The following is a 26440-nucleotide window of genomic DNA, read 5'->3' as shown; positions in this document are numbered from 1 at the left end:
GCCCTGGGCTTGCGTCTCACGTCGGACGGCCTCGCGAGGCTGCCCGGCTCCAGCCGTCGCCTGCGGACGGCTAACCTTCTGAGGAGAAAGCATGGCGGTCTATAGCTACGATGTGGTGGTACTGGGTTCGGGACCGGCAGGCGAGGGCGCGGCGATGAACGCCGCCAAGAATGGTCGGCGGGTGGCGGTGGTGGACAATCGCCAGGTGGTCGGCGGCAACTGCACCCACCTGGGCACCATTCCGTCCAAGGCGCTGCGCCATTCGGTCAAGCAGATCATCCAGTTCAACACCAACGAGATGTTCCGCTCCATTGGCGAGCCGCGCTGGTTCTCCTTTCCCGACGTGCTGCGCAGCGCCGAGCGGGTGATCGCCCGTCAGGTGTCCTCGCGCACCAGCTATTACGCGCGTAACCGCGTCGACCTGTTCTTCGGCACCGCCAGCTTCGCCGACGAGAACACCATCGAGATCGTCAACCTGCGCGGCGACCTGGAGCGCCTGGTGGCCAAGCAGGTCATCATCGCCACCGGCTCGCGTCCCTATCGCCCGGTGGACGTGGACTTCAGCCATCCGCGCATCTACGACAGCGACACCATCCTGTCCCTGACCCATACCCCGCGCCGGTTGATCATCTACGGTGCCGGGGTGATCGGCAGCGAATACGCCTCCATCTTCAGCGGCCTCGGCGTGCTGGTGGACCTGATCGACAACCGCGACCAGTTGCTCAGCTTCCTCGACGACGAGATCTCCGACGCCCTGAGCTACCACTTGCAGAACAACAATGTGCTCATTCGCCACAACGAAGAGTACGAGCGCATCGAAGGCCAGGAACATGGCGTGGTCCTGCACCTGAAGTCGGGCAAGAAGCTGCGCGCCGATGCCCTGCTCTGGTGTAACGGCCGGACCGGCAATACCGATCACCTGGGGCTGACCAACGTGGGTATCTCGGTGAACAGCCGCGGCCAGGTCAGCGTCGACGAGAACTACCGGACCTCGGTGCCCAACATCTACGCCGCGGGCGACGTCATCGGCTGGCCGAGCCTGGCCAGCGCCGCCTACGACCAGGGTCGTTCGGCCTCGGACAACATCCTGCACGACAACAACGGGCGGGTAGTTAACGACATCCCCACCGGCATCTACACCATTCCGGAGATCAGCTCGCTGGGCAAGACCGAGCGCGAGCTGACCCAGGAAAAGGTGCCCTACGAGGTGGGCAAGGCCTTCTTCAAGAGCATGGCTCGGGCGCAGATTTCCGGCGAACCGGTGGGCATGCTGAAGATCCTCTTCCACCGCGAAACCCTGCAGGTGCTCGGCGTGCACTGCTTCGGCGACCAGGCCTCGGAGATCCTGCACATCGGCCAGGCGATCATGAACCAGGAAGGCGAGGCGAACAGCATCCGCTACTTCGTCAACACCACCTTCAACTACCCGACAATGGCCGAAGCCTACCGGGTAGCGGCGTTCGATGGTTTGAATCGGTTGTTCTGAGTCGGCCTGTGTCGGGCGCACGGCGATGAGCGCCCGCTCGGATAGCCCCCTCTCCCTCTGGGAGAGGGCTGGGGTGAGGGTGTCCCTGCAGCAGCCTTTCAGTGGAAAAGGCTCCGCCGTTTTCCACGCTACGGTTTTCGCGACCGCATCGGCGGACCGCCATGGCCGCGATGTCAGGTAGGTTGGGTTGAGCGCAGCGAAGCCCTACACGTCCCGGGCTTTGACCTGCGCCAGCGCCTACCCCAACGTCCGCCGCGCCAAACTCGGAAAATCGGTGATCAGGCTATCCGCGCCGAAATCGGCCAGGCGGCGCATCAGGTTGGCGTCGTTCACCGTCCACACCGAGACGTGCAGGCCCTGGCGCTGGGCCTTGAGCAGCCGCTCCGGGGTGCACAGCGTCCAATTCAGCGCCAGCAGGTGGCAACCATAGTGGGCCGCGACCTTGAGCGGATCCAGCCAGGCGTATTCCGCTACCAGCCCGCGCGCCAGGTGCGGTGTATCCCGCTGCAGGGCGCGCAGGACTTCGCGCGAGGAGCTGGTGACGGTCACCTTGTCCTGCAGGCCGAATTCCTCGACCAGGTGGGCGATGGCTTTGACGGTCTGCGCCGCCCGGACCCGCGAGGCGCTCTTCACCTCCAGTTGCCAATGCTCGAAGCGGCACTTCTCGAAGAGTTCGCGCAAGGTCGGGATGGGGCAGGGGCGCGGCCAGACCGGGCCACCCTGGCGGGCGTCCAGGGCCACCAGGTCGGCGACGAGCTTCTCGCTGACCTTGCCGCCGCGACCCGTGGTGCGCTTCAGGGTCGGGTCGTGGATCACCACCAGCTCACCATCCCGCGACAGATGCAGGTCCAGCTCGCAACGGTGGACGCCCAGTTCCAGGCACAGCTCGAAGCCAGCCAGGGTGTTTTCCGGGGCTTCGCCGCGGGCGCCGCGGTGTCCGTAGATAAGGGTCATGAAGGCTCCTAGGGTGAGGGGGACGGGCGACGCGGTTCGCGGACCGTATCCAGAACCCGATCGTTGTCGAAATAGACACTGAAGTCACGATAGTCCCAGCGGCGAATGGGCTGGTGACCAACCGGAGGATGCTCTTCGTCGGGCAGGCCGAAGCGCTCCAGGACCTGGCTGCGGGTCTCGCCGCGAGCGGGCACGGGTATGCTCGAATCGCCCTGTTGGCCGAGCGGAATCCTCAGGGTCTCGGCCCAGCCGGGGAGGGCGGCGCCGAGCAGCAGGAACGCCAGCCAGGGACCTTTCACGCCTCGTCTCCGCGGTCGGCGCGGCGTACCCGTGCCTGCTGGCGCAAGACGTGGCGCGCCAGCAGTTGGCGCTGGGCGTCTTCCAACGCGATGAAGCTGGTGCCGATTTCATGGCCGCCGGCCACCGCCTGGCAACTGGTCACCTCGGCCAGCACCTGGAGTCCCAGTCCCTGCGGCGGCAGGGCCATGCGCAGATCGAGCCGGGTGCCCAGGGCATAGGGCTCGGCATCGACGAACGCCAGGCCGCCTTCGGAGAGCACCACCTCGCGGGTGGCGCCGCTGTCGTGCAGCAGATTCCAGGTGAAGGCCTGGCCAAGCAGGTCGAGGCGCTTGTGTACCAGCCGCAGGCAGGCGGTGACGGCGCGGTCGCGGTCGCGGTCATCCAGATTGCGCAGCAGGTGACGGGATTCGAATTCCAGCTGGTGCAATTCGCTCAAGAGTGCGAACAGGGGGGCGGTCTCGCCGGGGACGCCGTCGGCAGGGCTGATTTGCAGTGCGATGCGGTCGGTGATGCGATAGTATTCCCGCCGTTCACGCGCGTCTGGGGTGGTCATGTGGGCCGCTCCGTGGGTGATGGCCCCGAGTGTAGCCGGCGAGCCGGCACGGTGTCGCCGTCCAACCCGCAGGGCGCCTACGTCTTTCCGCCGTGCAAGCGAGCCTATGTTCAGACCCCTGCCGATCTACCTTGGCCTGCGTTACGTCCGCGCCAAGCGCCGCAATCATTTCGTCTCCTTCATCTCGCTCACCTCCATGATCGGCCTGGCCCTCGGCGTCATCGTCATGATCGTGGTGCTATCGGTCATGAATGGATTCGACCGCGAGATGCGCGAGCGCGTCCTGGGCATGATTCCCCACGCCACCGTCGAGTCCTACCAGCCGGTGCTCGATTGGCGCAGTGTCCGCGACAAGGCATTGCAGAACAGCCAGGTCGCCGCGGTGGCGCCCTTTACCCAGTTACAGGGCATGCTGGCCCGCGGCAAGGCGGTGCAGTCCGTGCTGCTCAACGCCATAGATCCAACCGAGGAACCCAAGGTCTCGATCATCGGCGGCTTCATGCGCCAGGGTCAGCTCGACGACCTCAAGCCGGGCGAGTTCGGCATTATCATCGGTTCGCTGGCGGCCGAGAAACTCGGGGTCAAGGTGGGCGACAAGGTCACCTATATCGCCCCCGAAGTGGCCGTGACCCCCGCCGGGGTGTTCCCGCGCATGAAGAGATTCACCGTGGTGGGCATCTTCAGCGTCGGCGCCGGCGAACTGGACGGTTCGGTGGGTCTCATCAACATCGAGGACGCCGCGCGGCTGCAACGTTGGCCGACTGGCGCGGTACAGGGCGTGCGCCTGAAGCTGCACGACCTATTCCAGGCGCCCGACGTGTCCTGGAGTATCGCCCGCCAACTGCCCGGCAACGACTGGTACGCCCGCGACTGGACGCGCACCCACGGCAATCTCTACCAGGCCATCGGCATGGAAAAGACCATGATCGGCCTGCTGCTGCTGCTGATCGTCGCCGTGGCCGCCTTCAACATCGTCTCCACCCTGGTGATGGTGGTGACCGACAAGAAATCCGACATCGCCATCCTGCGCACCCTGGGCGCCACGCCCAAGCAGATCATGGCGGTGTTCATGGTCCAGGGGACCTTCATCGGCGTCATCGGCACCGCCATCGGCTGTGTGCTGGGCGTGATCGCCGCGCTCAACGTCAGCGCCGTGCTGGCCTGGGTGCAGCAGGTGACCGGTCACCAGTTCCTCAATGCCGAGGTGTACTTCATCGACTACCTGCCGGCGCAATTGCAGCTGCACGACGTCCTGCTGGTCTGTGGCGCTTCCTTCGCCCTGAGCTTCCTGGCCACGCTCTATCCCTCCTGGAGCGCCGCCCGTACCCAACCCGCCGAGGCCCTGCGTTATGAATGATCGAGCCGTTTTGCGTTGCCAGGACCTGGGCAAGCGCTACGAGGAAGGCCCCCAGACCGTCGAGGTGCTGAGCAACGTGCAACTGGCCCTGCAACCGGGCGAGCGCGTCTCCATCGTCGGCAGTTCGGGGTCGGGCAAGACCACCCTGTTGAACCTGCTGGGCGGCCTCGATACCCCCAGCAGTGGCAGTGTCTGGCTCGACGGCGAAGAGCTCTCGGCGCTGAACGAGAAGGCCCGCGGCCTCTTGCGCAACCGCGCCATGGGCTTCGTCTATCAGTTCCACCACCTGCTGCCCGAATTCAGCGCCCTGGAAAACGTCTGCATGCCCTTGCTGATCGGCAAGGCCTCCATCGGCGAGGCCCGCGAGCGGGCCGCCAAGCTGCTGGAGCGGGTCGGCCTCGGTCATCGCCTGGGGCACAAGCCGGCTGAGCTGTCCGGTGGTGAGCGCCAGCGCGTGGCCATCGCCCGCGCCCTGGTCAACCAGCCCAAGCTGGTGCTGCTCGACGAGCCCACCGGCAACCTCGACCAGCACACCGCCCATGGCATCAAGGAGTTGATGCTGGAGCTCTCCACTTCGCTGCGCACGGCCTTCCTGGTGGTGACCCACGACCAGACCCTGGCCGGCCAGATGGACCGGATGCTGCGCCTGGACGAAGGCCATCTGGTCGACGCCACCCCAGCCCGGCAGTTCTGAGGTCGTTATGTTCAGACCGCTCTCCCTCTTCATCGGCCTGAGATACACCCGCGCCAAGCGGCGCAAGTCGTTCATCTCCTTCTTCTCGCTGGTCTCCATGTGCGGCCTGGCCCTGGGCGTGCTGGCCATGATCCTGGTGCTGTCGGTGATGAACGGCTTCCAGGCGGAAATGCGTAGTCGCATCCTAGGCATGGTGCCCCATGCCTTCATCAGCGCCGCTCAGCCGCTGGACGACTGGCACCCCGTGGCGGCCAAGGCCGAGCAACAGCCCCATGTGTTGGCGGCGGTACCCTACACCCAGTTGCAGGGCATGCTCTCGGTGCGCGGGCGCATGCAGCCACTGCTGGTGGACGGCATCGATCCGACCCAGGAAGAGCGGGTGTCCAGCGTCGGTCAACATATGGTCCAGGGCAACCTGGCAGCCCTTAAGCCTGGTAGCTTCGGCATAGTGCTCGGCGAGATCGCCGCCCGTCGCTTCAACCTGGAGCTGGGCAGCGAGGTGACCCTGATCATCCCCGAGGTGACCTCGGACACCGGCAGCATCACCCCGCGACTGAGACGTTTCACCGTGGTGGGCATCTTCCGCGTCGGCGCCGACCTGGACGCTTCCCTGGCCCTGATCGACGTGGCCGATGCCGCAGTGCTCAAGGGCTGGCAGCCGAACCAGGTGGAAAGCGTGCGGCTGGGGCTGGACGATCTGTTCCAGGCACCGCAGATCTCCCGTGAGGTGGCCAAGGCGCTGGGCCCGGGCTACCAGGCGCGCGACTGGACGATCACCCAGGGCAGCCTGTTCCAGGCCATGCAGATGGAGAAGACCATGATCGGCTTGCTGCTCTTGCTGATCGTCGCCGTGGCCGCCTTCAACATCATCGCCACTCTGATCATGGTGGTGGCCGACAAGAAGGCCGACATCGCCATCCTGCGCACCCTCGGCGCCACCCCTGGGCAGATCATGGCGGTGTTCATGGTGCAGGGGACGGTGATCGGCCTGGTCGGCACCCTGATCGGCGGCATCCTGGGCATCATCGCGGCGCTCAACGTCAGCGACTGGATCGCCGCCCTGGAGCGCCTGGTCGGCCACAAGCTGTTCGGCGGCGACATGTACTTCATCAGCAACCTGCCATCGCGGCTGGAGCTGGAAGACGTGGTGCTCATCGCCGTGGCGGCCCTGGGCATGAGCTTCCTGGCGACCCTCTATCCCGCCTGGCGCGCCTCGCGGACCTCGCCCGCCGAAGCCCTGCGCTACGATTGATCCCCTTGCCGGGCTACAGCGGCGTTCACGCCGGTAGCCCTGGCTCTCCTGCTGCCGAACTGCTCTAATCCGCGCATTCAAGACCTTTATGGTTCTCCAAGGATGGAGTCCTGATGCGCGCCGCTCTGCTCGCATTCGCCCTGGGTGTGCTGGTCCTACGCGCCTTGCCGGCGTTGCCTTCGCTGCCCTTACTGGCCGCCCTCGGCGCGGTCGCCGCCGTGCTGATCTGGACGCGCCTGTTCGTGCTGGGTGCCTTTGGCCTTGGCCTGGCCTGGGCGGTGCTCAATGGCCACTGGGCCCTGCAAGATCGCCTCGATCCCGCTTTGGAACAGCGGGTGCTGTGGATCGAAGGCCAGGTGAGCGGCCTGCCGGTGGTGGGGGCCGATTCGGTCGGCTTCGTGCTCAGCCAGCCGACCAGCCGTCGTGAGCTGAAACTCCCGGCGCGGCTACGCCTGAATTGGTATGGCGGCCCGCGACCCCTGGCTGGCGAGCGCTGGCGACTGGCCGTGGAGTTGCGCAGTCCGGCCGGCCTGAGCAATGCTCTGGGGCAGGATCGCGAAGCCTGGCTGCTGGCCCAGGGCATCGGCGCCACCGGCAGCGTCAAGGACGGCCAGCGACTCAGCGCCGCCAGTGGTTTTGCCACCTGGCGCGACGGCATTCGGCAATACCTGCACACCCGCGATCCGGTCGGGCAGGGCGGGCTGCTCGCGGCCCTGGTGGTGGGCGATGCCTCGGGCATCACCGACGCCCAGTGGCAGTTGTTCCAGGACACCGGCACCGTGCACCTGATGGTGATTTCCGGGCAGCACATCGGCCTGGTCGCCCTGGGTGTCTATGCCTTGGTGGTCACCCTGGTACGGCGCGGCCACTGGCCGAATCGGCTGCCGTGGCGACTATCCGCAGTCGTCCTGACTATCGCCACCGCCCTGGGCTATGGCCTGCTGGCCGGCTTCGAGGTGCCGGTCCAGCGCGCCTGCGTCATGGTCACCCTGGGGCTGCTCTGGCAACTGGGTCGCCAGCAGGTCCGGCTGGGCGATGCCGTGCTGCTGGCCTTGGTATTGATCCTCGCGGCCAATCCGCTGGTCAGTCTGCTGCCCGGCTTCTGGCTGTCCTTCGGCGCCGTGCTGTTGCTGCTGTGGAGCTTCGCCGGGCGTCTGGGGCGGCTGCCCTGGTGGATCACCCTGGGGCGCGCCCAGTGGTGCATGGCCGTGGGCCTGGCGCCCCTGCTGCTGGCGCTGGGACTGCCACTGAGTATCAGTGGTCCCCTGGCCAACGCCATCGCCGTACCGCTGATGGATATGGCCATCGTGCCGCTGGCGCTGGTGGGTACCTTGCTGTCCCTGCTGTGGTCGCCACTGGGCGAGCCCGCGCTGCTGCTGGCTGGCGGCTTGCTGCATGTCCTGCTCTGGCTACTGGCGTGGCTGGCGCAGCTCGCTACAGCCTGGCAGCCGGCGATTGCGCCGACGTGGGCGCTCTGGCTGGCGGGCCTGGGTGCCTTGCTCGCCCTGTTACCCGCGGGTGTGCCGCTGCGTGGTTGCGGGGTGCTGCTCATGCTGCCGGCGCTGTTTCCGCCGATCCCGTTGCCCGCGCCGGGCCAGGCGCGGATCACCGTGCTGGACGTGGGGCAGGGTCTGGCCGTGCTGGTACGCACCCGGGATCACACCCTGCTCTACGACGCCGGTCCGCGCCAGGGCAGCTACGACAGCGGGGCCCGCGTGGTCTTGCCCAATCTGCGCGGCGCCGGTGTTCAGGCGCTTGACGTCTTGCTGCTCAGCCATGCCGATGCCGACCATGCCGGCGGTGCGCCGACCGTGGCCAAGGGGTTGCCTCCGGGTCAGGTACTCAGCGGCGAGGCAGATCGCCTGCAACCGGGCTTAGGGGCACGGGACTGCGAGGATGGCGCCAACTGGCGCTGGAACGAGGTCAGCTTCACCACCTGGTGGCACGCCAGCGCGGATTCCAATGCCTCCTCATGCGTGCTCAGGGTCGAAGCCCAGGGCGAGCGCCTGCTGCTGACCGGCGACATCGACGAGCGCCGCGAAGCCGAATTGGTGGCCAGCGGCTTGCCGCTCGCGGCGGAATGGCTCAGCGCTCCGCACCATGGCAGTCGCAGCGGCTCCAGCGCCTGCTTCATCGACGCCGTGCAGCCACGTGGCGTGCTGATCTCCCGCGGCCAGCACAATCGCTATGGGCATCCGCATCCGCTAGTGGTTGAGCGCTATCGCGAGCGCGGGGTGCTGGCCTACGATACGGCCGAGCTCGGCGCGCTGACCTGGACCCTTGGTAAGTGGGAGGCACCGCGCGGTCAACGTGAGGTAGCGCGTTGGTGGCGGACACCTCCGCCAACACCCTGAAGCGTTCGTGCTAGAGTGGCGGCATTTTGCGGCGGGGGTAACGGTCTCGTGTTCGAAATGGTCAAAGCAGGCGGCTGGATGATGCTGCCGATCATCCTCAGTTCCATCCTGGCCACGGCCATCATCGCCGAGCGGCTGTGGACCCTCAGACGCAGCCGGGTCGCGCCGTCCGACCTGCTCGCCCAGGTCTGGCGCTGGATCCAGGACAAGCAGCTCAATAATGAACGCCTGCGCGAGCTGCGCGCCGGTTCGCCGCTGGGCGATATCCTCGCCGCAGGGCTGACCAATTCCCGCCATGGCCGCGACATCATGAAAGAGGCCATCGAGGAGGCCGGTAGCCGGGTGGTGCACGACCTCGAGCGCTATCTCAATACCCTGGGCAGCATCGCCGCCCTGGCACCGCTGATGGGGCTGCTGGGTACGGTGTTCGGCATGATCGACATCTTCAGCGCCTTCATGAACGACGGCATGGCCAATGCGCCCATCCTCGCCGGCGGCATCTCCAAGGCGCTGGTCACCACCGCCACTGGCCTGCTGGTGGCGATTCCCGCGGTGTTCTTCCATCGCTACCTGCTGCGCCGGGTGGACGAGTTGGTGGTGAGCATGGAGCAGGAAGCGGTCAAGCTGGTGGACATCATCCACGGCGATCGCGAGGTGGAATTCCGCGAAGGAGCCGCCGCGTGAAATTCCGTCGTCGCGCCGGGGGCGCCGCTCGCGAAGAGGTATACATCAACCTGGCGTCCTTCATCGACGTCATCTTCGTCCTGCTGCTGTTCTTCGTGGTGACCGCCACCTTCAGCCGGCCCAGCCAACTGAAGATCGAATTGCCCGAGGCCGACAGCGCCGCCGCGGCGGCCAACCAGGGCAAGACCCTGGAAATCAGCATCACCGCCGATGGCCAGATGGCGCTGAACGGCCAGACCCTGGCGCGCAACGACCTGACCGGCCTGACCACTGCCCTGCAGCGTGAATCCGGTGGCGACAACAGCCTGCCGCTGGTGATCACCGCCGATGGCCGCGCCACCCACCAATCGGTGGTCATGGCCATGGACGCCGCCGGCAAGCTGGGCTTCAGCCAGCTGCGCATCACCACCCTCGAGGCCCAGGCGAAACGCCCGTGAGCCTGGGCGACCGCCTGGTCCGCGCCTGGTATCAGGGCCATCCCGCCCTGCGCCTGCTGGCGCCGCTGGAAGCCCTCTATCGCCGGGTCGCCCGGCGCAAGCGCCAACGCTTCCTGGCGGGGCAGGGCAGCATCCATCGCGCGCCGGTCCCGGTCATCGTGGTGGGTAATCTCACCGTCGGCGGCACCGGCAAGACGCCCATGATCCTCTGGCTGATCGGCCATCTGCGCGCCCGTGGCCTCACCGTCGGCGTGGTCAGCCGCGGCTATGGCGCTCAGCCGCCGAGCCTGCCCTGGCGGGTGCGGGCCAGCGACAGCGCGGCCAGCGCCGGGGACGAGCCGCTGCTCATCGTGCAGCGCACCGGCGTTCCTTTGGTGATAGATCCCGACCGCGGCCGCGCCGTCGAGCGCCTGCTCGCCGAGGAACAGATCGATGTGGTTCTCAGCGACGACGGCCTGCAGCACTACCGCCTGGCGCGGGATCTGGAACTGGTCATGGTCGATGCGACGCGTGGCTTCGGCAATGGCCGCTGCCTGCCGGCGGGCCCCCTGCGTGAACCCCTGGAACGCCTGGCTGAGGTAGATGCCGTGATCCATAACGGCGCCACCCAAGACCCCCCCAGTGGCTATGGCCTGACCCTGAGCCCCAGTGCCCTGATCAACCTGCGCAGCGGCGAAGCCCAGCCCCTGGATTTCTTCCCGCCCGGGCAGCGCCTGCATGCCTTGGCCGGCATCGGCAACCCCGGGCGTTTCTTCGCCACCCTCGAAGGACTACACTGGCAGCCGTTGCCCCATGCCTTCGCCGATCATGCCGCCTACAGCGCCGCGGACCTGGCCTTCACGCCCGACCTGCCGCTGGTGATGACCGAGAAGGACGCGGTCAAGTGCCGGCCCTTCGCCGCCGCCGACTGGTGGTACCTGGCGGTGGACGCCCAGCCCTCGGCCGCCTTCGTCGCCTGGCTGGATGGGCGTCTCGACCGCCTCCTGCCCGAACATTCTCACTGACGGAACCCTCGCCCATGGACCTCAAGCTGCTGGACATCCTCGCCTGCCCCCTGACCAAGAGCCCGCTGATCCTGAGCGACGACAAGACCGAGCTCATCAGCAAGGCCGCCGGTCTGGCCTTTCCGATTCGCGATGGCATCCCGGTGATGCTGGAAAGCGAGGCGCGCATCATCACCACGGACGAGCGCCTGGATAAATGAGCACCGCCTTCACCGTCGTCATCCCGGCGCGACTCGCCAGTACCCGGCTGCCCAACAAGCCGCTGCTCGACATCGCCGGCAAGCCGATGATCCAGCACGTCTGGGAGCAGGCCCGGCGCAGTGGCGCCGAGCGGGTAGTGGTGGCGACCGACCACGACGACATCCTGCGCGCCTGCGAAGGCTTTGGCGCCCAGGTGTTGCTGACCCGCGCCGACCATGCGTCGGGTACCGATCGCCTGGCCGAGGTGGCCGAGCTGCTCGGCCTGGCCGACGACGCCCTGGTGGTCAATGTGCAGGGCGACGAACCCCTGATTCCACCGGCGGTGATCGATCAGGTGGCGACCAATCTCGCCGCCCACCCCGAGGCGGGCGTGGCCACCCTGGCCGAGCCCATCCACGAGGTCGACAGCCTGTTCAATCCCAACGTGGTCAAGGTGACCACCGACGTGAACGGCCTGGCGCTGACCTTCAGCCGGGCACCGCTGCCCTGGGCGCGCAATGCCTTTGCCGGCGACCGCTCGCAACTGCCCCAGGGCTTTCCCTATCGTCGCCACATCGGCATCTACGCCTATCGCGCGGGCTTTCTCGCCGATTTCGTCGGCTGGGGCCCCTGTGCCCTGGAAGAGACCGAGGCCCTGGAGCAGTTGCGCGCCCTCTGGCACGGTGTGCGCATCCATGTCGCCGACGCCCTGGAAGCGCCCCAGGCTGGGGTGGACACCGCCGAAGACCTCGAGCGCGTGCGGCGCCTGCTAGGAGCCTAGATGACCCTGCGCATCCTGTTCGTCTGCATGGGCAACATCTGCCGCTCGCCCACCGCCGAAGGCATCCTGAGACACAAGCTCGAAGCCGCTGGTTTGGCCGAGGCGGTAGAGCTGGATTCGGCTGGCACCGGTGACTGGCACCGCGGCAAGGCGCCGGATTCCCGTGCCATCCAGGCCGCCGCTGGACGCGGTTATGACATCAGTGGCCTGCGCGCACGCCAGGTCACGGCCGAGGACTTCCAGCGCTTCGACCTGATCCTGGCCATGGATCACGAAAACCTCGGCTGGCTGGAGCAGTTGCGTCCTGCCGAGGGCGCGGCACCGGAGCTGTTCCTGGCCCGTCAGGGCCTGGCGGTGGACGAGGTGCCCGATCCCTATTACGGCGGCGCGGCCGGTTTCGAGCGGGTGCTCGACCTGCTCGAAAGCGCCTGTGACGGCCTGGTCGCCGAGGTGGCTGCCCGTCATGGTCGCTGAGCTGCAACAGCGGGTCCCGCTACAAGGACTCAACACCTTCGGCCTGGTCGCCGAAGCCGATCGTTACCTGGAAGCCGCCAGCGACGCCGAGGTCCAGGAGGCCTTGGCGTTGGCCCGTGAGCTGAGCGTGCCGCTACGGGTACTGGGTGGCGGCAGCAACCTGGTCCTGCCCGAACGGGTCGAGGGCCTGGTGCTGCGGCTAACCTCGCGCGGCATCCGCCTGCTGGCGGAAGAGGGCGACGCCCTGCTGGTGGAAGCCGAAGCCGGCGAACCCTGGCATCCCTTCGTCATGACCACCCTGGCCAACGGCTGGTACGGGCTGGAAAACCTCAGCCTGATCCCGGGCACCGTGGGCGCCTCGCCGATCCAGAACATCGGCGCCTATGGCGTCGAGCTGAAGGACAGGTGCGCCGGGGTGACGGTGCTCGACCGCCACAGCGGCGAGCTCCAGGACCTCGCGCCGGAGGACTGCGCCTTCGCCTATCGTGAGAGCCGCTTCAAGGCCGAAGCCGGGCGCTGGATCGTGCTGCGGGTGCGCTTTCATCTGAGTCGCCAGCCGCACCTGGTGCTGGACTACGGTCCGGTGCGCCAGGCGCTGGCCGAGGCCGGCGTCGCGCAACCGACACCCGCGGCCGTCAGCGCGGCGATCTGCGCCATCCGCCGCAGCAAGCTGCCCGATCCCGCGGTACTGGGCAATGCCGGCAGCTTTTTCAAGAATCCGGTGGTCACCGCCGCCGCCGCTGCCGCACTCAAGGAAGGCCATCCGGGGCTGCCGACCTATCCTCAGGCCGATGGCTCGGTCAAGCTGGCCGCCGGCTGGCTGATCGACCAGGCCGGTTGGCGCGGTTATCGCGAAGGCGCCGTCGGGGTGCATGCCGACCAGGCGCTGGTGCTGGTCAACTTCGGCGGCGCCAGCAGCCGAGATGTCCTGGCCCTGGCGGAACGCATCCGCGCCTCGGTGCGGGAGCGCTTCGGCGTGATGCTGGAGATGGAGCCGGGAACCCTGACGTGACCGACGATGCGCCCGATGCCCAGCGCCGCCGCCTGCTGATCGCCACCACCTCCGCCGTTGGCGGCCTGGGCTTGGTGGCGGGCAGCGTGCCCTTCGTCTGCGCCCTGCGGCCCAGTCGCTCGGCGCAGGTGGCGGCGGAACCGGTGCAGGTCGATCTCTCCGCCTTGCGCGAAGACGAACAGCTCACGGTGCAGTGGCGGGGACAGCCGGTCTGCGTGCTGCGGCGCAGCGCGGCGGATCAGGCGCACCTGCTGGCCGACCAGGCCGGCCTCGCCGATCCAGACTCCAAGGAATCCAGCCAGCCGCCCTATGTCGATCCACGGCTGAGATCGCGGCGGCCGGACATCTTCGTGGTCACCGCCATCTGCACCCACCTGGGCTGTATTCCCTCGCTGGACACCGCCGCGACGAACAAAGGCTATCTCTGCCCCTGCCATGGCTCCCATTTCGATCTCGCCGGGCGCGTCTATCGCGATCAGCCAGCACCCCTGAATCTGGCCGTGCCTCCCTATCACTTCAAAGGCGAGAACCTGCTGGTAATCGGCAGTGACGGGGAGGGGGCGGCGTGAAAGACCGCGAGCGCGACTGGCTGGAGCGCCGCCTGCCACTGCGCGCCTTCTGGCGCCGGCACATCAGCGACTACCGGGTGCCCCGCAATCTCAACGGCTTCTATCTGTTCGGCTCCCTGCTGCTCTTTATCCTGGCGCTGCAGGTACTGACCGGGCTCTGGCTGCTGTTCGGTTACGAGCCGACCGTCGAGGGCGCCTTTGCCTCGGTGCAGTTGTTCATGCGCGAGGTGCCCTTCGGCTGGCTGATCCGCTATCTGCACGCCGTGGGTGCTTCGGCGCTGTTCGTCTGCCTCTATCTGCATATGCTGCGGGGCCTGCTGTACGGCTCCTACCGCGCCCCGCGCGAGCTGGTCTGGAGCTTCGGCGTGCTGCTCTACGTATTGCTGCTGGCCCAGGCCTTCTTCGGCTATCTGCTGCCCTGGGGACAACTGTCCTACTGGGGCGCCCAGGTGTCCCTCAGCGCCGTCGAGGCCGTGCCCCTGATCGGCCCGACCCTGGCCGACCTGCTGCGCGGCGGGGTGGTGCTGTCCGATGCCAGCCTGCGCCGCTTCCAGGCCCTGCATGTGGTCGGGCTGCCCCTGTTGCTGCTCATGCTGGTGACCCTGCATGTCATTGCCCTGCGCCAGACCGGCTCGAACAATCCCGAGGGCGATGATTGTGATCTGAGTGGCGCGGCCGGGGTGCCTTTCCATCCCTACCTGACCGTCAAGGATCTCTGCGGCCTGGCCGTCTTCCTGCTGGTCTTTGTCGGTGTGGTGCTGCTGGCACCGTCCCTGGGCGGTCTGGTGCTGGAGCCGGCCAATCAGCAGGTGGCCAATCCGCTGGTCACCCCCGCGCACATCGCCCCGCCCTGGTACCTGGCGCCCTTCTATGCCTTGCTGCGCGCGGTACCGAGCAAGGCCGGTGGGCTGGGCCTGGCGGCCCTGGCCATCGCCCTGTTGTTCGTGTTGCCCTGGCTGGATCGCAGCGCGGTCCGCTCGGTGCGTCACAAGGCCTGGCCGGCGCGGCTGGGGCTGTACGCTGGTTGCCTGGCCTTTGCCGCCCTGGGGGTACTGGGTGTGGTGGCCCTTACCGATGAACGTCTGCTGCTGGCCCGGCTGGCCGCTGGCGTGTATTTCGCCAGCCTGCTGGGCATGCCCTGGTACAGCCGCCTCGGTCGCCCGCGAACGCTGCCGGAGTCCCGGTTTTGAGGCGCTGGTGGCTGGCGAGCCTCCTGCTGCTCTGCGCCGGCCTGGCCGTCGCGGCCGAGCGGGGCGATCCCCAGGCGGGCGCCATCACCTTCGGCCGCTACTGCCTGGCCTGTCATGGCCAGGAGTACCAACGTTTCGACCGCGTCGCCCGGGATCTCCACCTGGATCTCGCGCGCTGGGCGCCCGGACGCACCCCCAGCGCGCCCATGCTCAGCCTGCTCAAGGCCGAGGATGCCCGCCGCGCCTTCGGCAGCGTGCCGCCCGACCTCACCCTCATCGCCGCGGTGCGGGGCGACGCCTGGCTGCGTGCCTTCCTGCAGGACTTCTATGTGGCGCCTGGCCGTCCCCTCGGCGTGGATAACCTCATGGCACCCGGTACCCGCATGCCGGACGTCCTGGCTGCCCTGCGCGGGCGCCAACTGCGCGACTGCAGCCAGGGGCGCTGCGTGCTGCGGCTGGAGCCGGGCAGCGGCATCCAGACCGCCGAGCAATTCGCCCGCACGGTTGACGATCTGGTGGCCTATCTGAACTATTCGGCCGCCCCCGAGCGTAGCCTGGCCTGGCGTCTCGCGCCTTGGGTGCTGGGCTATCTGGTGCTGTTCGCCGGCCTGGCCTTCTGGCTCAAGCGCGAATTCTGGCGGCGATTGCCCGACGATGAGCAATGAGGCGAAGGCTTGTCTGAAAAGTCGCCGAGCGAAGGTGAGGCAAGGCGCAACGACCCACGGGAGTAACAGCCGAAGGGTGAGCGCCAGCGAATCAAATCAGCGAGGAAGCGGACCGGGCTCGCGAGCGAGTTTACAAATTGTAAATGAGCATTCCGATCGGACTGGCGATCCAGCTGATTTTTAACGCAGCATCACCGATGCGCAGGCAGTTTTCAGACAAAGCCTAGGTGTCGGATGGCAAGGTGCGAGATAATCCCCTTTTACAGCTTCGCCCCCGCCGGGGGAGGGACCCATGGGCGCCATAACCCGCCTGACCTGTTTCCATGATCCAGAGGATCACTACAGCCACAGAATCCGTCTGATCCTGGCGGAAAAGAGCGTCGAGTGCGACCTGGTCGCCGTGCGCCGTGGCGAGTGCCCGCGGCAACTGGCCGAGCACAATCCCTATGGCACCGTGCCGACGCTGATGGATCGCGATCTGGTGCTCTATGGTACCGAGGTGCTCATGGAGTACCTGGAAGAGCGCTATCCGCATCCGCCGCTGTTGCCGGCCTATCCGGTCAGTCGCGGCCAATCACGGCTGCTGATGCACCGCATCGGGCGCGACTGGTGCACCCTGGCAGACAGCATCCTGCAGGCGGCACCGGGCGCCGACCTGGCGGTTGCGCGCAAGGAACTGCGGGAAAGCCTGACCGGCGTCGCGCCGATCTTCGCGGAGAAGCCCTTCTTCCTGAGCGACGACTTTTCCCTGGTGGACTGTTGCCTGCTTCCCCTCCTGTGGCGACTGCCGCGCCTGGGCATCGAACTGCCCCGGGCGGCCAAGCCGTTGCAGGACTACATGGATCGTATGTTCGCCCGCGACAGTTTCCGATCCAGTCTTTCGGTCACCGAGCGTGAGATGCGCTAGAGGAGAACCCCATGAATTCCAGTCGCCCCTACCTGGTCCGCGCACTCTACGAGTGGATCGTGGACAACGACTGTACCCCCCATCTGCTGGTCAACGCCGACTACGCCGAGGTGCGCGTACCGCCGGGCTATGCCAACGATGGCCAGATCGTGCTCAATGCCTCGCCCAGCGCCGTGCGTGACCTGCACATGGACAACGAAGCCGTGAGCTTCAACGGGCGCTTCGGCGGCGTGGCCTACAACCTCTACATTCCAGTGGGCGCCATCCTGGCGATCTATGCCCGGGAGAACGGCCAGGGCATGGTCTTCGACAGCGAGCCCAGCCCGCCGGATGGCCAGGGGCCGGATACCGGCGGCAGCAAGCCCGAGGCAGCCAAGCCGGCGCCGGCGCGGCCGAGCCTGAAAGTGGTCAAGTAACCCTGCTGAACCTGCTGCGGAGGCTTCTGCAGCAGGCATGAAAAAGCCCCTGTCGGCAGCACCGACAGGGGCTTTTGCGTTACCGGGATGGACTCAGCGCTTGAGCGAGGCCGGCAGGTGCGGTTGGATCTGGGTCAGCAGGCCGCGGAAGCACTTGGGGTTGCCGGCGACGATATGGCCCTTCTCGAGGAAGTCATGGCCACCGTTGAAATCGCCCACCAGGCCGCCGGCTTCCTGTACCAGCAGGGCGCCTGCGGCCATGTCCCACTCCGACAGGCCCATTTCCCAGAAGCCGTCGAAGCGGCCGGCGGCCACGTAGGCCAGGTCCAGGGCGGCGGAACCGGCGCGGCGGATGCCGGCGGTCTGGCCGATCAGGCTGCGGAACATGCCCAGGTAGTTGTCCAGATGGTCGACGTCGTTGGCGCGGAAGGGGAAGCCAGTGCCCAGCAGGGCGCCGTCCAGGCTGCGGCGGTTGGTGACGCGGATACGGCGACCGTTCACCGCGGCGCCACGACCACGGCTGGCGGTGAATTCTTCCTGGCGCACCGGATCCAGAACCACGGCGTGCTCCAGGCGGCCCTTGTACTTGCAGGCGATGCTCACCGAGAAGTGCGGGACGCCACGGAGGAAATTGGTGGTGCCATCCAGCGGGTCGACGATCCAGACGTAATCGGCGCCTTCGCCTTCACCGGCCAGGTAGCCGGATTCCTCACCGTAGAAACCATGGGTGGGGTAGGCCTTGCGCAGGGTGGCGAGAATGGTCTGCTCGGCGGCACGGTCCACTTCGGAGACGAAGTCGTTGGCGCCTTTTTCGTCGACTGTGATCACGTCCAGGCGCTCAATCGAACGGAAAATCAGTTCACCGGCGCTGCGGGCCGCGCGCAGGGCGATGTTCAGCATGGGCTGCATGGATAGATCACCTGGGTTGTATAAGGAAAGCCGGCAATGATAGCAGACTTCGCGGCACTGGAAGGGGTATTCGTGGTCAGCGGACGCCGGTGGGCGTAGTATACGGCGCCGATTTCCCGCGTCCGCTCGAGGATAGTCACGTGCTGCACAACATCCGCGTCGTTCTGGTCAACACCAGCCACCCCGGCAACATCGGCGGTGCCGCCCGGGCCATGAAGAACATGGGCCTGTCGCGCCTCTATCTGGTCGATCCCGAGGACTTTCCCAGCGGCGAGGCCAACGCCCGCGCCTCCGGTGCCAATGACGTGCTCGACGCCGCCATCGTCGTCGGTACCTTGGAAGAAGCCCTGACCGGCTGCAGCCTGGTGCTGGGCACCAGCGCTCGCGACCGGCGGATTCCCTGGCCGCTGCTCGATCCGCGCGAATGCGCCACCACCTCGCTGGCCCAGGTGGAGCAGGGCGGCGAAGTGGCCCTGGTGTTCGGTCGCGAATACGCCGGCCTCACCAACGAAGAGCTGCAGCGCTGCCACTATCACGTGCACATCCCCTCGGATCCGGCCTTCGGTTCGCTCAACCTCGCCGCGGCGGTCCAGGTGCTGGTGTACGAGGTGCGCATGGCCTGGCTCGCCGCACAGAACCAGCCGACCAAGATGAACAAGGTCGAAGCCACCGCCATGCTCAACACCCAGCCGGTGACGGTGGAAGAACTGGAGCTCTACTACCAGCACCTGGAAGAGACCCTGGTGGAGATCGGCTTCCTCGATCCGGCCAAGCCGCGCCACCTGATGAGTCGCTTGCGCCGGCTCTATGGGCGCGCCGGCATCAGCAAGCTGGAGATGAACATCCTGCGCGGCATCCTGACCGAAACCCAGAAGGCCGCTCGTGGCGAATCCCATCCGCGGACTATCCCCCCGATAGATAATGCCTGAGTGATTTGCTCGGTTTTAAAGTTGACCTTTTTTGTCGGGAATCCGATAATCGAGCTCATCCGCTGCAACCCGCTCGAGTTCGTCATGAGACTGACCACCAAAGGCCGCTATGCCGTAACCGCCATGCTCGACCTGGCGCTGCATGCCCAGCGGGGCCCGGTGTCGCTGGCCGACATTTCCGAGCGGCAGGGCATCTCGCTGTCCTATCTGGAACAGCTGTTCGCCCGGCTGCGCCGCGGCTCGCTGGTCAACAGCGTGCGCGGCCCGGGCGGCGGCTATCAGCTGGCGCGTGACATGGGCGGTATCCATGTGGCCCAGGTGATCGACGCCGTCAACGAATCCGTGGACGCCACCCGCTGCCAGGGCAGCGGCGGCTGTCACCAGGGCGATACCTGCCTGACCCACCACCTCTGGTGCGATCTGAGCGATCAGATCCACACCTTCCTGAGCGGCATCACCCTGGCCGATCTGGTCGCCCGCAACGAGATCCAGCAGGTTGCCAAGCGTCAGGACAACAAGGTTTGTGCCAGCAAGCAATCGCCCCTTGCGGTCGAAAAAATCGAAGCGTCCACCATCGACTGAGCAGAGACGCCCGTCTGATTAGGAGTAACCGATGAAATTGCCGATCTACCTAGACTATTCCGCCACCACGCCCGTCGATCCGCGCGTCGCTCAGAAGATGAGCGAGTGCCTGCTGGTGGACGGCAACTTTGGCAACCCCGCATCGCGCTCCCACCTGTTCGGCTGGAAGGCCGAGGAAGCCGTGGAAAACGCCCGTCGCCAGGTCGCCGAGCTGGTCAATGCCGATCCGCGCGAGATCGTCTGGACCTCCGGTGCCACCGAGTCCGACAACCTGGCCATCAAGGGTGCCGCGCACTTCTACCAGAACAAGGGCAAGCACCTCATCACCTCCAAGATCGAGCACAAGGCGGTGTTGGATACCACCCGTCAGCTCGAGCGCGAAGGCTTCGAGGTGACCTACCTCGAGCCGGGCGAAGACGGCCTGATCACTCCCGAGATGGTCGAGGCGGCCCTGCGTGAAGACACCATCCTGGTGTCCGTCATGCACGTCAACAACGAGATCGGCACCATCAACGACATCGCCGCCATCGGTGAGCTGACCCGCTCCCGCGGCGTGCTCTTCCACGTCGACGCCGCCCAGTCCACCGGCAAGGTCGAGATCGACCTGGAAAAGCTCAAGGTCGACATGATGTCCTTTTCGGCGCACAAGACCTACGGTCCCAAGGGCATCGGCGCCCTTTACGTCCGCCGCAAGCCGCGCGTGCGTATCGAAGCCCAGACCCATGGCGGTGGCCATGAGCGCGGCATGAGGTCCGGCACCCTGGCGACCCACCAGATCGTCGGCATGGGCGAAGCCTTCCGCATCGCCAAGGAAGAGATGGCCCAGGAAAATGCTCGCATCAAGGCACTGAGCGACCGTTTCTACCGCCAGTTCGAAGGCCTGGAAGAGGTCTACCTGAACGGCAGCCTGGTGCACCGCGTACCGCACAACCTGAACCTGAGCTTCAACTATGTCGAAGGCGAGTCGCTGATCATGGCACTCAAGGACCTGGCGGTTTCCTCCGGTTCGGCCTGTACCTCGGCCTCCCTGGAGCCGTCCTACGTCCTGCGCGCCCTGGGCCGCAACGACGAACTGGCGCACAGCTCCATCCGCTTCACCTTCGGTCGCTTCACCACCGAAGAAGATGTCGACTATGCCGCGAGCAAGGTCGCCGAGGCCGTAACCAAGCTACGCGAGCTGTCTCCGCTGTGGGATATGTTTAAAGAAGGCGTAGACCTGAGTCAGGTCGAGTGGCAAGCCCACTGACCACCCCCTGATGAGCGAGGATTGAACCATGGCATACAGTGAAAAGGTCATCGACCACTACGAAAACCCGCGCAACGTCGGCAAGTTCGACGCGGCCGATCCGGATGTCGGCACCGGCATGGTCGGCGCCCCGGCCTGCGGCGACGTCATGCGTCTGCAGATCAAGGTCAACGAGCAGGGCATCATCGAAGACGCCAAGTTCAAGACCTACGGCTGCGGTTCCGCCATCGCTTCCAGCTCCCTGGCCACCGAGTGGATGAAGGGCAAGAGCATCGAGGAAGCGGCGTCGATCAAGAACAGCATGATCGCCGAAGAACTGGCCCTGCCGCCGGTGAAGATCCACTGCTCGGTCCTCGCCGAAGACGCCATCAAGGCGGCGGTGAACGACTACAAGCAGAAGAAAGGCCTGCTCTAAGGAGGAACCATGGCGATCAGCATGACCGAGTCCGCCGCCCGTCACGTGCAGCGCTCCATCGACGGGCGCGGCAAGGGTGCCGGTATCCGCCTGGGCGTTCGTACCACGGGTTGCTCGGGACTGGCCTACGTACTCGAATTCGTTGACGAACTCGCGGCCGAGGATCAGGTGTTCGAAAGCCATGGCGTCAAGGTCATCATCGACCCCAAGAGCCTGGTTTACCTGGACGGCACCGAGCTGGATTTCGTGCGTGAAGGCCTCAACGAGGGCTTCAAGTTCAACAATCCCAACGTGCGTGGCGAGTGCGGCTGCGGCGAAAGCTTCAACATCTGAGGCCTTGCATGGGTAAGCCCTGTCACTTCGCCCTGTTCGAGCTCGTGCCTGCCTTCGAGATCGACCAGGCGGGCCTGGCGTCGCGCTACCGCGATCTGGCCCGTACGGTCCATCCGGATCGCTTCGCCGATGCGCCCGAGCGCGAAAGACGCCAGGCGCTGGAGCGGTCGGCCGAACTCAACGAGGCCTACCACGTGCTGCGGGCGCCCTCGCGCCGGGCACGCTACCTGTTGGAGCTCGAAGGGCACGAGATGCCGCTCGAGGCGACCATCCAGGACACCGACTTCCTCATGCAGCAATTGCAGTGGCGTGAGGAGTTGGAAGACCTGCAAGACGCCGGCGACAGCGCGGGCATTCCCGCCTTCCGCCAGCGGCTCAAGGATGCGCAGCGCGACATCGAGCAGGCCTTCGCGGCGATCTGGAAGGATCCCGCCCAGCGCGAGCACGCCGAACGCCTGGTCCGTCGCATGCAGTTTCTCGACAAGCTGGCCAGCGAGATCCGCCAGCTCGAAGAGCGTCTGGACGATTAATCACAGGTGTCGCTCAGGCACCGACAACCATAAGCCGACTAGCCAATGGCTCTATTGCAGATAGCCGAACCCGGGATGGCGCCTAAGCCGCATCAGCGCAAGCTGGCGGTAGGTATTGACCTGGGCACCACCAATTCCCTCGTGGCCGCCGTGCGCAGTGGCGTGGCCGAGACCCTGCCGGACCTGCAGGGCGAGGTGATCCTGCCTTCCGCCGTGCGCTATGCCGCCGACGGCGTGGAAGTGGGTGCGAACGCCAAGGCCGCCGCCGCCCAGGATCCCTTCAATACCATCCTCTCCGTCAAGCGCCTCATGGGGCGTGGCATCGCCGACGTCAAGCAGCTGGGCGAGCAGTTGCCCTATCGCTTCGTCGCCGGTGAGTCGGAAATGCCTTTCATCGATACCGCTGCCGGGCGCAAGAGCCCGGTAGAGGTGTCTGCCGACATCCTGCGCGTCTTGCGCGAGCGCGCCGAGGCGACCCTCGGCGGTGAACTGGTCGGCGCCGTCATCACCGTGCCGGCCTATTTCGACGATGCCCAGCGCCAGGCCACCAAGGATGCCGCGCGCTTCGCCGGGCTGAACGTGCTGCGCCTGCTCAACGAGCCCACCGCCGCGGCCGTGGCCTACGGCCTGGACCGGGGCGAGGAGGGCGTGGTCGCCATCTACGACCTGGGCGGCGGTACCTTCGACATTTCCATCCTGCGCCTGACCCGTGGCGTCTTCGAAGTCATGGCCACCGGGGGCGACAGCGCCTTGGGCGGTGACGACTTCGACCATGCCATCGCCGGCTGGATCGTCCAGCAGGCCGGGTTGTCCAGTGACCTGGATCCTGGCACTCAGCGGCGTCTGCTGCAAAGTGCCTGTGCCGCCAAGGAGGCCCTCTCTGCCGCCGAGCGCGTCGAGGTCAGCCATGGCGACTGGTCGGGCATGCTCGAACGCAGCGCCTTCCAGGAACTCATCGCCCCGCTGGTCGCGCGCAGCCTCAAGGCCTGCCGCCGCGCCCTGCGCGACGCCGAGGTGGAGCCGGCGGACATCGCCGCCGTGGTCATGGTCGGCGGTTCCACCCGCGTCCCCTATGTCCGCGAAGCCGTGGGCGAATTATTCGACTGCACGCCGCTCACCGACATCGACCCGGATCGCGTGGTCGCCATCGGCGCCGCCCTGCAGGCCGACTCCTTGGCCGGCAATCGCGGTGGCGAAGAGTTGCTGCTGCTGGACGTCATCCCGCTGTCCCTGGGTCTCGAGACCATGGGCGGGTTGATGGAGAAGATCATCCCGCGCAACACCACCATTCCGGTGGCCCGCGCCCAGGACTTCACCACCTATCGCGACGGCCAGACCGCCATGCTGGTGCACGTGCTGCAGGGCGAGCGCGAACTGGTCAAGGACGCTCGCTCCCTGGCCCGCTTCGAGCTGCGCGGTTTTCCGCCCATGGTCGCCGGGGCGGCCAAGATCCGCGTCACCTTCCAGGTCGATGCCGACGGCCTGCTCGGCGTCAGCGCCCGCGAGCTGTCCAGCGGCGTGGAAGCCAGTGTCCAGGTCAAGCCCTCCTATGGCCTGACCGACGGCGAGATCGCCAACATGCTGCAGGATTCTTTCCGCCACGCCGGCGACGACATGCAGGCCCGCGCCCTGCGCGAGCAGCAGGTCGAGGCCCGCCGGTTGATCGAAGCGGTCACCGCTGCCGTCGCCGCCGATGGCGACCGCCTGCTGGACGCCGACGAGCGCCAGGTGATCGAGCTGGAAATCGGTCGCTTGGCCGAGCTGCTGGAAGCCACCGACGTCCAGGCGCTCGAAGAGCAGACCAAGCGTCTTTCTCAGGTGACCGATGCCTTCGCCGCCCGGCGGATGAACGCCTCGGTCAAGGCGGCCCTGGCGGGTCGCCGTCTCAACGATATCGAGGAGTAGTTCCATCATGCCGCAGATCACCCTGCTGCCCCACGCCGAGCACTGCCCCGAGGGCGCGGTCTTCGAAGCCAGCGAAGGCGAAACCATCATCGCCGCCGCCCTGCGCAACGGCATCGACATCGAGCACGCCTGCGAGATGTCCTGTGCCTGCACCACCTGCCACGTAGTCATCCAGGAAGGCTTCGATTCCCTCGAACCTTCCGACGAGCTCGAGGACGACATGCTGGACAAGGCCTGGGGCCTGGAAATGCGTTCGCGCCTGTCCTGCCAGGCGGTCGTCGGCAGCGAAGACCTGGTGGTGGAAATTCCGCGCTATACCATCAACCAGGTTTCCGAAGGTCACTGAGGACAGCTGTCATGGCACTGAAATGGACCGATGTGCTGGATATCGCCATCGAACTCAACGATGCCCATCCCGACGTGGATCCGCGCTACGTGAACTTCGTCAAGCTGCGCAACTGGGTCGTCGAGCTACCCGACTTCGACGACGATCCCCAGCGTGGTGGCGAGAAGGTGCTCGAGGCCATCCAGGCTGCCTGGATCGAAGAGTCCGCCTGACGCCTCGCCCGTACCGCGCTACGCTTTTCACCGGGACCCGCGTATAATCCGCGGGTTTCGTTTTTGCTCTATACCCACCTTTGGAGTTCACATGTCCGTTCAACGTACCCTGTCGATCATCAAGCCCGATGCCGTATCCAAGAATGTCGTCGGTGAGATCGTCACCCGCTTCGAGAAAGCTGGCCTGCGCGTCGTCGCTGCCAAGATGGTCCAGCTGTCCGAGCGCGAAGCCGGTGGCTTCTACGCCGAACACAAAGAGCGCCCCTTCTTCAAGGACCTGGTCTCCTTCATGACCTCCGGTCCGGTCGTCGTCCAGGTGCTGGAAGGCGAGAACGCCATCGCCAAGAACCGTGAGCTGATGGGCGCCACCGATCCCAAGAAAGCCGACGCCGGTACCATCCGCGCCGATTTCGCCGTGTCCATCGACGAAAACGCCGTCCATGGCTCGGACTCCGAAGCGTCCGCCGCTCGCGAGATCTCCTACTTCTTCGCAGCTACCGAAGTCTGCGAGCGCATCCGCTAAGGATGAGCGCCGGCCAGGGAAGCGGCCAGCCCGCCTTCCTGGCATCGCCCGCGCCCTGCGCGGGCTTCAAACAGATTTCGTCGAGGTGATCCCATGACCACAGCCACCGATAAGGTCAATCTGCTGGGCCTGACCCAGCCGCAACTCGAGTCGTTCTTCGAGTCCATCGGGGAGAAGCGCTTTCGCGCCGGCCAGGTCATGAAGTGGATCCATCACTTCGGCATCGACGATTTCGACGCCATGAGCAACCTGGGCAAGGCGCTCAAGGAAAAGCTCAAGGCCACCGCGGAAATCCGCGGACCCGAGATCGTCAGCGAAGACATCTCCCGTGACGGCACCCGCAAGTGGGTGATCCGCGTCGCCTCCGGCAGCTGCGTCGAGACCGTCTACATCCCGCAGAACGGCCGCGGCACCCTGTGCGTGTCGTCCCAGGCCGGTTGCGCCCTGGATTGCAGCTTCTGCTCCACCGGCAAGCAGGGCTTCAACAGCAACCTCACCGCCGCCGAGGTGATCGGCCAGGTGTGGATCGCCAACAAGTCCTTTGGCACCGTGCCGGCCAAGATCGACCGCGCCATCACCAACGTGGTGATGATGGGCATGGGCGAGCCGCTGCTGAACTTCGACAACGTCGTCTCCGCCATGCGCATCATGATGGACGACCTGGGCTATGGCATTTCCAAGCGCAAGGTCACCCTGTCCACCTCGGGCGTGGTGCCGATGATCGAAGAGCTGGCCAAGCACGTCGACGTCTCCCTGGCGTTGTCGCTGCACGCGCCCAACGACGAGCTGCGCAACGAGCTGGTGCCGATCAACCGCAAGTATCCGCTGGCCATGCTGCTCGACGCCTGCCAGAGATACATCGGGCAACTGGGCGAGAAGCGCGTCCTGACCATCGAGTACACCCTGCTCAAGGACGTCAACGACCTGCCCGAGCATGCCCATCAGATGATCGAGTTGCTGCGCAACGTGCCCTGCAAGATCAACCTGATTCCCTTCAATCCCTTCCCGCACTCCGGCTACGAGCGGCCGAGCAAGAACGCCACGCGCCGCTTCCAGGAGCTGCTGCAGCAGGCCGGTTTCAACGTCACCGTGCGTACCACCCGTGGCGACGACATCGACGCTGCCTGCGGCCAGTTGGTCGGCCAGGTCATGGACCGCACTCGCCGCAGCCAGCGTTACATCGCCGTTCGCCAGCTCGACGGTGCCGAAACCGTAACGCCGCTCCAGGGCTGAGGGCGCGA

Annotated in this window: 32 protein-coding genes; 28 read left to right on the top strand and 4 right to left on the bottom strand. The window is 66.3% G+C overall.

All coding sequences use genetic code 11. From position 1 onward, the window contains the following. Positions 1-91 precede the first annotated feature (91 nt). Positions 92-1486: a Si-specific NAD(P)(+) transhydrogenase gene (gene sthA, locus FAZ11_RS06215; RefSeq protein WP_058759965.1), complete on the top strand. Its 1395-nt coding sequence runs from the start codon at positions 92-94 to the stop codon at positions 1484-1486. Between the two features lie 237 nt (positions 1487-1723). On the opposite strand, the gene FAZ11_RS06210 is transcribed toward sthA, so the two are convergent. From FAZ11_RS06210 to FAZ11_RS06200, 3 genes are read right to left on the bottom strand one after another with little or no spacing between them, the layout of a single operon-like run. Continuing rightward, the gene (locus tag FAZ11_RS06210; protein WP_058774161.1) at positions 1724-2440 is read right to left on the bottom strand and encodes a glycerophosphodiester phosphodiesterase; all 717 of its coding nucleotides are present in this window, start codon (positions 2438-2440) and stop codon (positions 1724-1726) included. Positions 2441-2448: 8 nt separating this feature from the next. Then, entirely contained in the window at positions 2449-2739 is a 291-nt protein-coding gene (locus FAZ11_RS06205; protein WP_058774162.1) for a hypothetical protein, read from the bottom strand. Next, positions 2736-3293 (bottom strand): PilZ domain-containing protein, encoded by a 558-nt coding sequence (locus tag FAZ11_RS06200; RefSeq protein ID WP_058774163.1) that lies wholly within the window; start codon positions 3291-3293, stop codon positions 2736-2738. Before FAZ11_RS06200 ends, FAZ11_RS06205 begins: the two co-directional genes overlap by 4 nt. Positions 3294-3399: 106 nt before the next feature. Between FAZ11_RS06200 and FAZ11_RS06195 the strand changes: the two genes are divergently transcribed. The 16 genes from FAZ11_RS06195 (at position 3400) to FAZ11_RS06120 (ending at position 17269) form a co-directional block, all read left to right on the top strand. Continuing rightward, the gene (locus FAZ11_RS06195) at positions 3400-4650 is read left to right on the top strand and encodes a lipoprotein-releasing ABC transporter permease subunit (RefSeq protein WP_058774164.1); all 1251 of its coding nucleotides are present in this window, start codon (positions 3400-3402) and stop codon (positions 4648-4650) included. Further along, entirely contained in the window at positions 4643-5344 is a 702-nt protein-coding gene (gene lolD, locus FAZ11_RS06190) for a lipoprotein-releasing ABC transporter ATP-binding protein LolD (RefSeq protein ID WP_058774165.1), read from the top strand. The genes FAZ11_RS06195 and lolD overlap by 8 nt, the downstream gene beginning before the upstream one ends. A 7-nt stretch (positions 5345-5351) precedes the next feature. After that, positions 5352-6596, top strand: coding sequence for a lipoprotein-releasing ABC transporter permease subunit (locus tag FAZ11_RS06185; RefSeq protein ID WP_058774166.1), 1245 nt, complete (start codon positions 5352-5354; stop codon positions 6594-6596). A gap of 113 nt (positions 6597-6709) precedes the next feature. Further along, positions 6710-8950 (top strand): DNA internalization-related competence protein ComEC/Rec2, encoded by a 2241-nt coding sequence (locus FAZ11_RS06180; RefSeq protein WP_058774167.1) that lies wholly within the window; start codon positions 6710-6712, stop codon positions 8948-8950. Between the two features lie 48 nt (positions 8951-8998). After that, positions 8999-9634, top strand: a complete 636-nt coding sequence (locus FAZ11_RS06175; protein ID WP_058759973.1) for a MotA/TolQ/ExbB proton channel family protein — start codon at positions 8999-9001, stop codon at positions 9632-9634. Then, positions 9631-10071, top strand: coding sequence for an ExbD/TolR family protein (locus FAZ11_RS06170; protein WP_058759974.1), 441 nt, complete (start codon positions 9631-9633; stop codon positions 10069-10071). Before FAZ11_RS06175 ends, FAZ11_RS06170 begins: the two co-directional genes overlap by 4 nt. Beyond that, positions 10068-11075 (top strand): tetraacyldisaccharide 4'-kinase, encoded by a 1008-nt coding sequence (gene lpxK / locus FAZ11_RS06165; RefSeq protein ID WP_058774168.1) that lies wholly within the window; start codon positions 10068-10070, stop codon positions 11073-11075. Before FAZ11_RS06170 ends, lpxK begins: the two co-directional genes overlap by 4 nt. A gap of 14 nt (positions 11076-11089) precedes the next feature. Then, positions 11090-11275, top strand: a complete 186-nt coding sequence (locus tag FAZ11_RS06160) for a Trm112 family protein (RefSeq protein ID WP_007162406.1) — start codon at positions 11090-11092, stop codon at positions 11273-11275. Next, positions 11272-12036, top strand: a complete 765-nt coding sequence (kdsB, locus tag FAZ11_RS06155) for a 3-deoxy-manno-octulosonate cytidylyltransferase (protein WP_058774169.1) — start codon at positions 11272-11274, stop codon at positions 12034-12036. The genes FAZ11_RS06160 and kdsB overlap by 4 nt, the downstream gene beginning before the upstream one ends. Positions 12037-12042: 6 nt before the next feature. Beyond that, positions 12043-12510, top strand: coding sequence for a low molecular weight protein-tyrosine-phosphatase (locus FAZ11_RS06150; protein ID WP_193557139.1), 468 nt, complete (start codon positions 12043-12045; stop codon positions 12508-12510). Continuing rightward, complete coding sequence (gene murB / locus FAZ11_RS06145) at positions 12500-13522, top strand: UDP-N-acetylmuramate dehydrogenase (protein ID WP_058774171.1); 1023 nt, start codon at positions 12500-12502, stop codon at positions 13520-13522. Before FAZ11_RS06150 ends, murB begins: the two co-directional genes overlap by 11 nt. Then, positions 13519-14091: a ubiquinol-cytochrome c reductase iron-sulfur subunit gene (petA, locus tag FAZ11_RS06140; RefSeq protein WP_058774172.1), complete on the top strand. Its 573-nt coding sequence runs from the start codon at positions 13519-13521 to the stop codon at positions 14089-14091. Before murB ends, petA begins: the two co-directional genes overlap by 4 nt. Next, on the top strand, positions 14088-15281 hold the full coding sequence (locus tag FAZ11_RS06135; protein ID WP_058774173.1) for a cytochrome b: 1194 nt from the start codon (positions 14088-14090) through the stop codon (positions 15279-15281). Before petA ends, FAZ11_RS06135 begins: the two co-directional genes overlap by 4 nt. Next, positions 15278-15946 carry a cytochrome c1 gene (locus FAZ11_RS06130; RefSeq protein WP_058774174.1) on the top strand — a complete coding sequence of 223 codons (669 nt, stop codon included), beginning with the start codon at positions 15278-15280 and terminating at the stop codon, positions 15944-15946. Before FAZ11_RS06135 ends, FAZ11_RS06130 begins: the two co-directional genes overlap by 4 nt. 292 nt (positions 15947-16238) lie before the next feature. After that, positions 16239-16853: a glutathione S-transferase N-terminal domain-containing protein gene (locus FAZ11_RS06125; protein WP_058759982.1), complete on the top strand. Its 615-nt coding sequence runs from the start codon at positions 16239-16241 to the stop codon at positions 16851-16853. Positions 16854-16864: 11 nt separating this feature from the next. Further along, on the top strand, positions 16865-17269 hold the full coding sequence (locus FAZ11_RS06120) for a ClpXP protease specificity-enhancing factor (protein WP_058759983.1): 405 nt from the start codon (positions 16865-16867) through the stop codon (positions 17267-17269). A gap of 93 nt (positions 17270-17362) precedes the next feature. On the opposite strand, the gene suhB is transcribed toward FAZ11_RS06120, so the two are convergent. Further along, complete coding sequence (gene suhB, locus FAZ11_RS06115; RefSeq protein WP_058759984.1) at positions 17363-18178, bottom strand: inositol-1-monophosphatase; 816 nt, start codon at positions 18176-18178, stop codon at positions 17363-17365. Positions 18179-18318: 140 nt separating this feature from the next. Between suhB and trmJ the strand changes: the two genes are divergently transcribed. From trmJ to rlmN, 11 genes are all read left to right on the top strand, one after another. Then, positions 18319-19107 (top strand): tRNA (cytosine(32)/uridine(32)-2'-O)-methyltransferase TrmJ, encoded by a 789-nt coding sequence (trmJ, locus tag FAZ11_RS06110; protein ID WP_058774175.1) that lies wholly within the window; start codon positions 18319-18321, stop codon positions 19105-19107. 84 nt (positions 19108-19191) lie between these two features. Further along, positions 19192-19689 (top strand): Fe-S cluster assembly transcriptional regulator IscR, encoded by a 498-nt coding sequence (iscR, locus tag FAZ11_RS06105; protein WP_058759986.1) that lies wholly within the window; start codon positions 19192-19194, stop codon positions 19687-19689. Between the two features lie 31 nt (positions 19690-19720). Next, positions 19721-20935 carry an IscS subfamily cysteine desulfurase gene (locus tag FAZ11_RS06100; protein ID WP_058759987.1) on the top strand — a complete coding sequence of 405 codons (1215 nt, stop codon included), beginning with the start codon at positions 19721-19723 and terminating at the stop codon, positions 20933-20935. Between the two features lie 28 nt (positions 20936-20963). Next, positions 20964-21350 carry a Fe-S cluster assembly scaffold IscU gene (gene iscU, locus FAZ11_RS06095; RefSeq protein WP_058759988.1) on the top strand — a complete coding sequence of 129 codons (387 nt, stop codon included), beginning with the start codon at positions 20964-20966 and terminating at the stop codon, positions 21348-21350. A gap of 9 nt (positions 21351-21359) precedes the next feature. After that, positions 21360-21683, top strand: a complete 324-nt coding sequence (iscA, locus tag FAZ11_RS06090; RefSeq protein ID WP_058759989.1) for an iron-sulfur cluster assembly protein IscA — start codon at positions 21360-21362, stop codon at positions 21681-21683. An 8-nt stretch (positions 21684-21691) separates the two neighbouring features. Then, positions 21692-22213 (top strand): co-chaperone HscB, encoded by a 522-nt coding sequence (hscB, locus tag FAZ11_RS06085; protein ID WP_058766700.1) that lies wholly within the window; start codon positions 21692-21694, stop codon positions 22211-22213. 45 nt (positions 22214-22258) lie between these two features. Next, complete coding sequence (hscA, locus tag FAZ11_RS06080; RefSeq protein WP_058766701.1) at positions 22259-24118, top strand: Fe-S protein assembly chaperone HscA; 1860 nt, start codon at positions 22259-22261, stop codon at positions 24116-24118. A gap of 7 nt (positions 24119-24125) precedes the next feature. Beyond that, the gene (gene fdx, locus FAZ11_RS06075) at positions 24126-24464 is read left to right on the top strand and encodes an ISC system 2Fe-2S type ferredoxin (RefSeq protein ID WP_007162423.1); all 339 of its coding nucleotides are present in this window, start codon (positions 24126-24128) and stop codon (positions 24462-24464) included. Positions 24465-24475: 11 nt separating this feature from the next. Beyond that, positions 24476-24676 carry a Fe-S cluster assembly protein IscX gene (gene iscX, locus FAZ11_RS06070; protein ID WP_058759993.1) on the top strand — a complete coding sequence of 67 codons (201 nt, stop codon included), beginning with the start codon at positions 24476-24478 and terminating at the stop codon, positions 24674-24676. Between the two features lie 91 nt (positions 24677-24767). Next, a complete protein-coding gene (gene ndk / locus FAZ11_RS06065; protein ID WP_058759994.1) occupies positions 24768-25199 on the top strand; it encodes a nucleoside-diphosphate kinase in 432 nt (143 codons plus the stop codon). Positions 25200-25292: 93 nt separating this feature from the next. Further along, positions 25293-26432, top strand: coding sequence for a dual-specificity RNA methyltransferase RlmN (gene rlmN, locus FAZ11_RS06060; RefSeq protein ID WP_058759995.1), 1140 nt, complete (start codon positions 25293-25295; stop codon positions 26430-26432). Positions 26433-26440: the final 8 nt, after the last annotated feature.

It is taken from the genome of Pseudomonas rhizoryzae (assembly GCF_005250615.1).
GTDB classification, from domain to species: domain Bacteria; phylum Pseudomonadota; class Gammaproteobacteria; order Pseudomonadales; family Pseudomonadaceae; genus Chryseomonas; species Chryseomonas rhizoryzae.
The sequence above is the reverse complement of the archived record's forward strand: the minus strand, read 5'-3'. Positions and strand labels throughout refer to the sequence as shown.

Excerpts from the sequence above, each read along its gene's own strand:
- FAZ11_RS06100 (WP_058759987.1), top strand. The coding sequence starts at position 19,721 with ATGAAATTGCCGATCTACCTAGACTATTCCGCCACCACGCCCGTCGAT.
- FAZ11_RS06200 (WP_058774163.1), bottom strand. The coding sequence starts at position 3,293 with ATGACCACCCCAGACGCGCGTGAACGGCGGGAATACTATCGCATCACC.
- iscA (WP_058759989.1), top strand. The coding sequence starts at position 21,360 with ATGGCGATCAGCATGACCGAGTCCGCCGCCCGTCACGTGCAGCGCTCC.
- murB (WP_058774171.1), top strand. The coding sequence starts at position 12,500 with ATGGTCGCTGAGCTGCAACAGCGGGTCCCGCTACAAGGACTCAACACC.
- FAZ11_RS06160 (WP_007162406.1), top strand. The coding sequence starts at position 11,090 with ATGGACCTCAAGCTGCTGGACATCCTCGCCTGCCCCCTGACCAAGAGC.
- rlmN (WP_058759995.1), top strand. The coding sequence starts at position 25,293 with ATGACCACAGCCACCGATAAGGTCAATCTGCTGGGCCTGACCCAGCCG.
- FAZ11_RS06185 (WP_058774166.1), top strand. The coding sequence starts at position 5,352 with ATGTTCAGACCGCTCTCCCTCTTCATCGGCCTGAGATACACCCGCGCC.
- ndk (WP_058759994.1), top strand. The coding sequence starts at position 24,768 with ATGTCCGTTCAACGTACCCTGTCGATCATCAAGCCCGATGCCGTATCC.
- FAZ11_RS06210 (WP_058774161.1), bottom strand. The coding sequence starts at position 2,440 with ATGACCCTTATCTACGGACACCGCGGCGCCCGCGGCGAAGCCCCGGAA.
- hscB (WP_058766700.1), top strand. The coding sequence starts at position 21,692 with ATGGGTAAGCCCTGTCACTTCGCCCTGTTCGAGCTCGTGCCTGCCTTC.
- FAZ11_RS06180 (WP_058774167.1), top strand. The coding sequence starts at position 6,710 with ATGCGCGCCGCTCTGCTCGCATTCGCCCTGGGTGTGCTGGTCCTACGC.
- hscA (WP_058766701.1), top strand. The coding sequence starts at position 22,259 with ATGGCTCTATTGCAGATAGCCGAACCCGGGATGGCGCCTAAGCCGCAT.
- FAZ11_RS06125 (WP_058759982.1), top strand. The coding sequence starts at position 16,239 with ATGGGCGCCATAACCCGCCTGACCTGTTTCCATGATCCAGAGGATCAC.
- iscR (WP_058759986.1), top strand. The coding sequence starts at position 19,192 with ATGAGACTGACCACCAAAGGCCGCTATGCCGTAACCGCCATGCTCGAC.
- iscU (WP_058759988.1), top strand. The coding sequence starts at position 20,964 with ATGGCATACAGTGAAAAGGTCATCGACCACTACGAAAACCCGCGCAAC.
- FAZ11_RS06120 (WP_058759983.1), top strand. The coding sequence starts at position 16,865 with ATGAATTCCAGTCGCCCCTACCTGGTCCGCGCACTCTACGAGTGGATC.
- iscX (WP_058759993.1), top strand. The coding sequence starts at position 24,476 with ATGGCACTGAAATGGACCGATGTGCTGGATATCGCCATCGAACTCAAC.
- FAZ11_RS06195 (WP_058774164.1), top strand. The coding sequence starts at position 3,400 with ATGTTCAGACCCCTGCCGATCTACCTTGGCCTGCGTTACGTCCGCGCC.
- lolD (WP_058774165.1), top strand. The coding sequence starts at position 4,643 with ATGAATGATCGAGCCGTTTTGCGTTGCCAGGACCTGGGCAAGCGCTAC.
- sthA (WP_058759965.1), top strand. The coding sequence starts at position 92 with ATGGCGGTCTATAGCTACGATGTGGTGGTACTGGGTTCGGGACCGGCA.
- fdx (WP_007162423.1), top strand. The coding sequence starts at position 24,126 with ATGCCGCAGATCACCCTGCTGCCCCACGCCGAGCACTGCCCCGAGGGC.
- kdsB (WP_058774169.1), top strand. The coding sequence starts at position 11,272 with ATGAGCACCGCCTTCACCGTCGTCATCCCGGCGCGACTCGCCAGTACC.
- suhB (WP_058759984.1), bottom strand. The coding sequence starts at position 18,178 with ATGCAGCCCATGCTGAACATCGCCCTGCGCGCGGCCCGCAGCGCCGGT.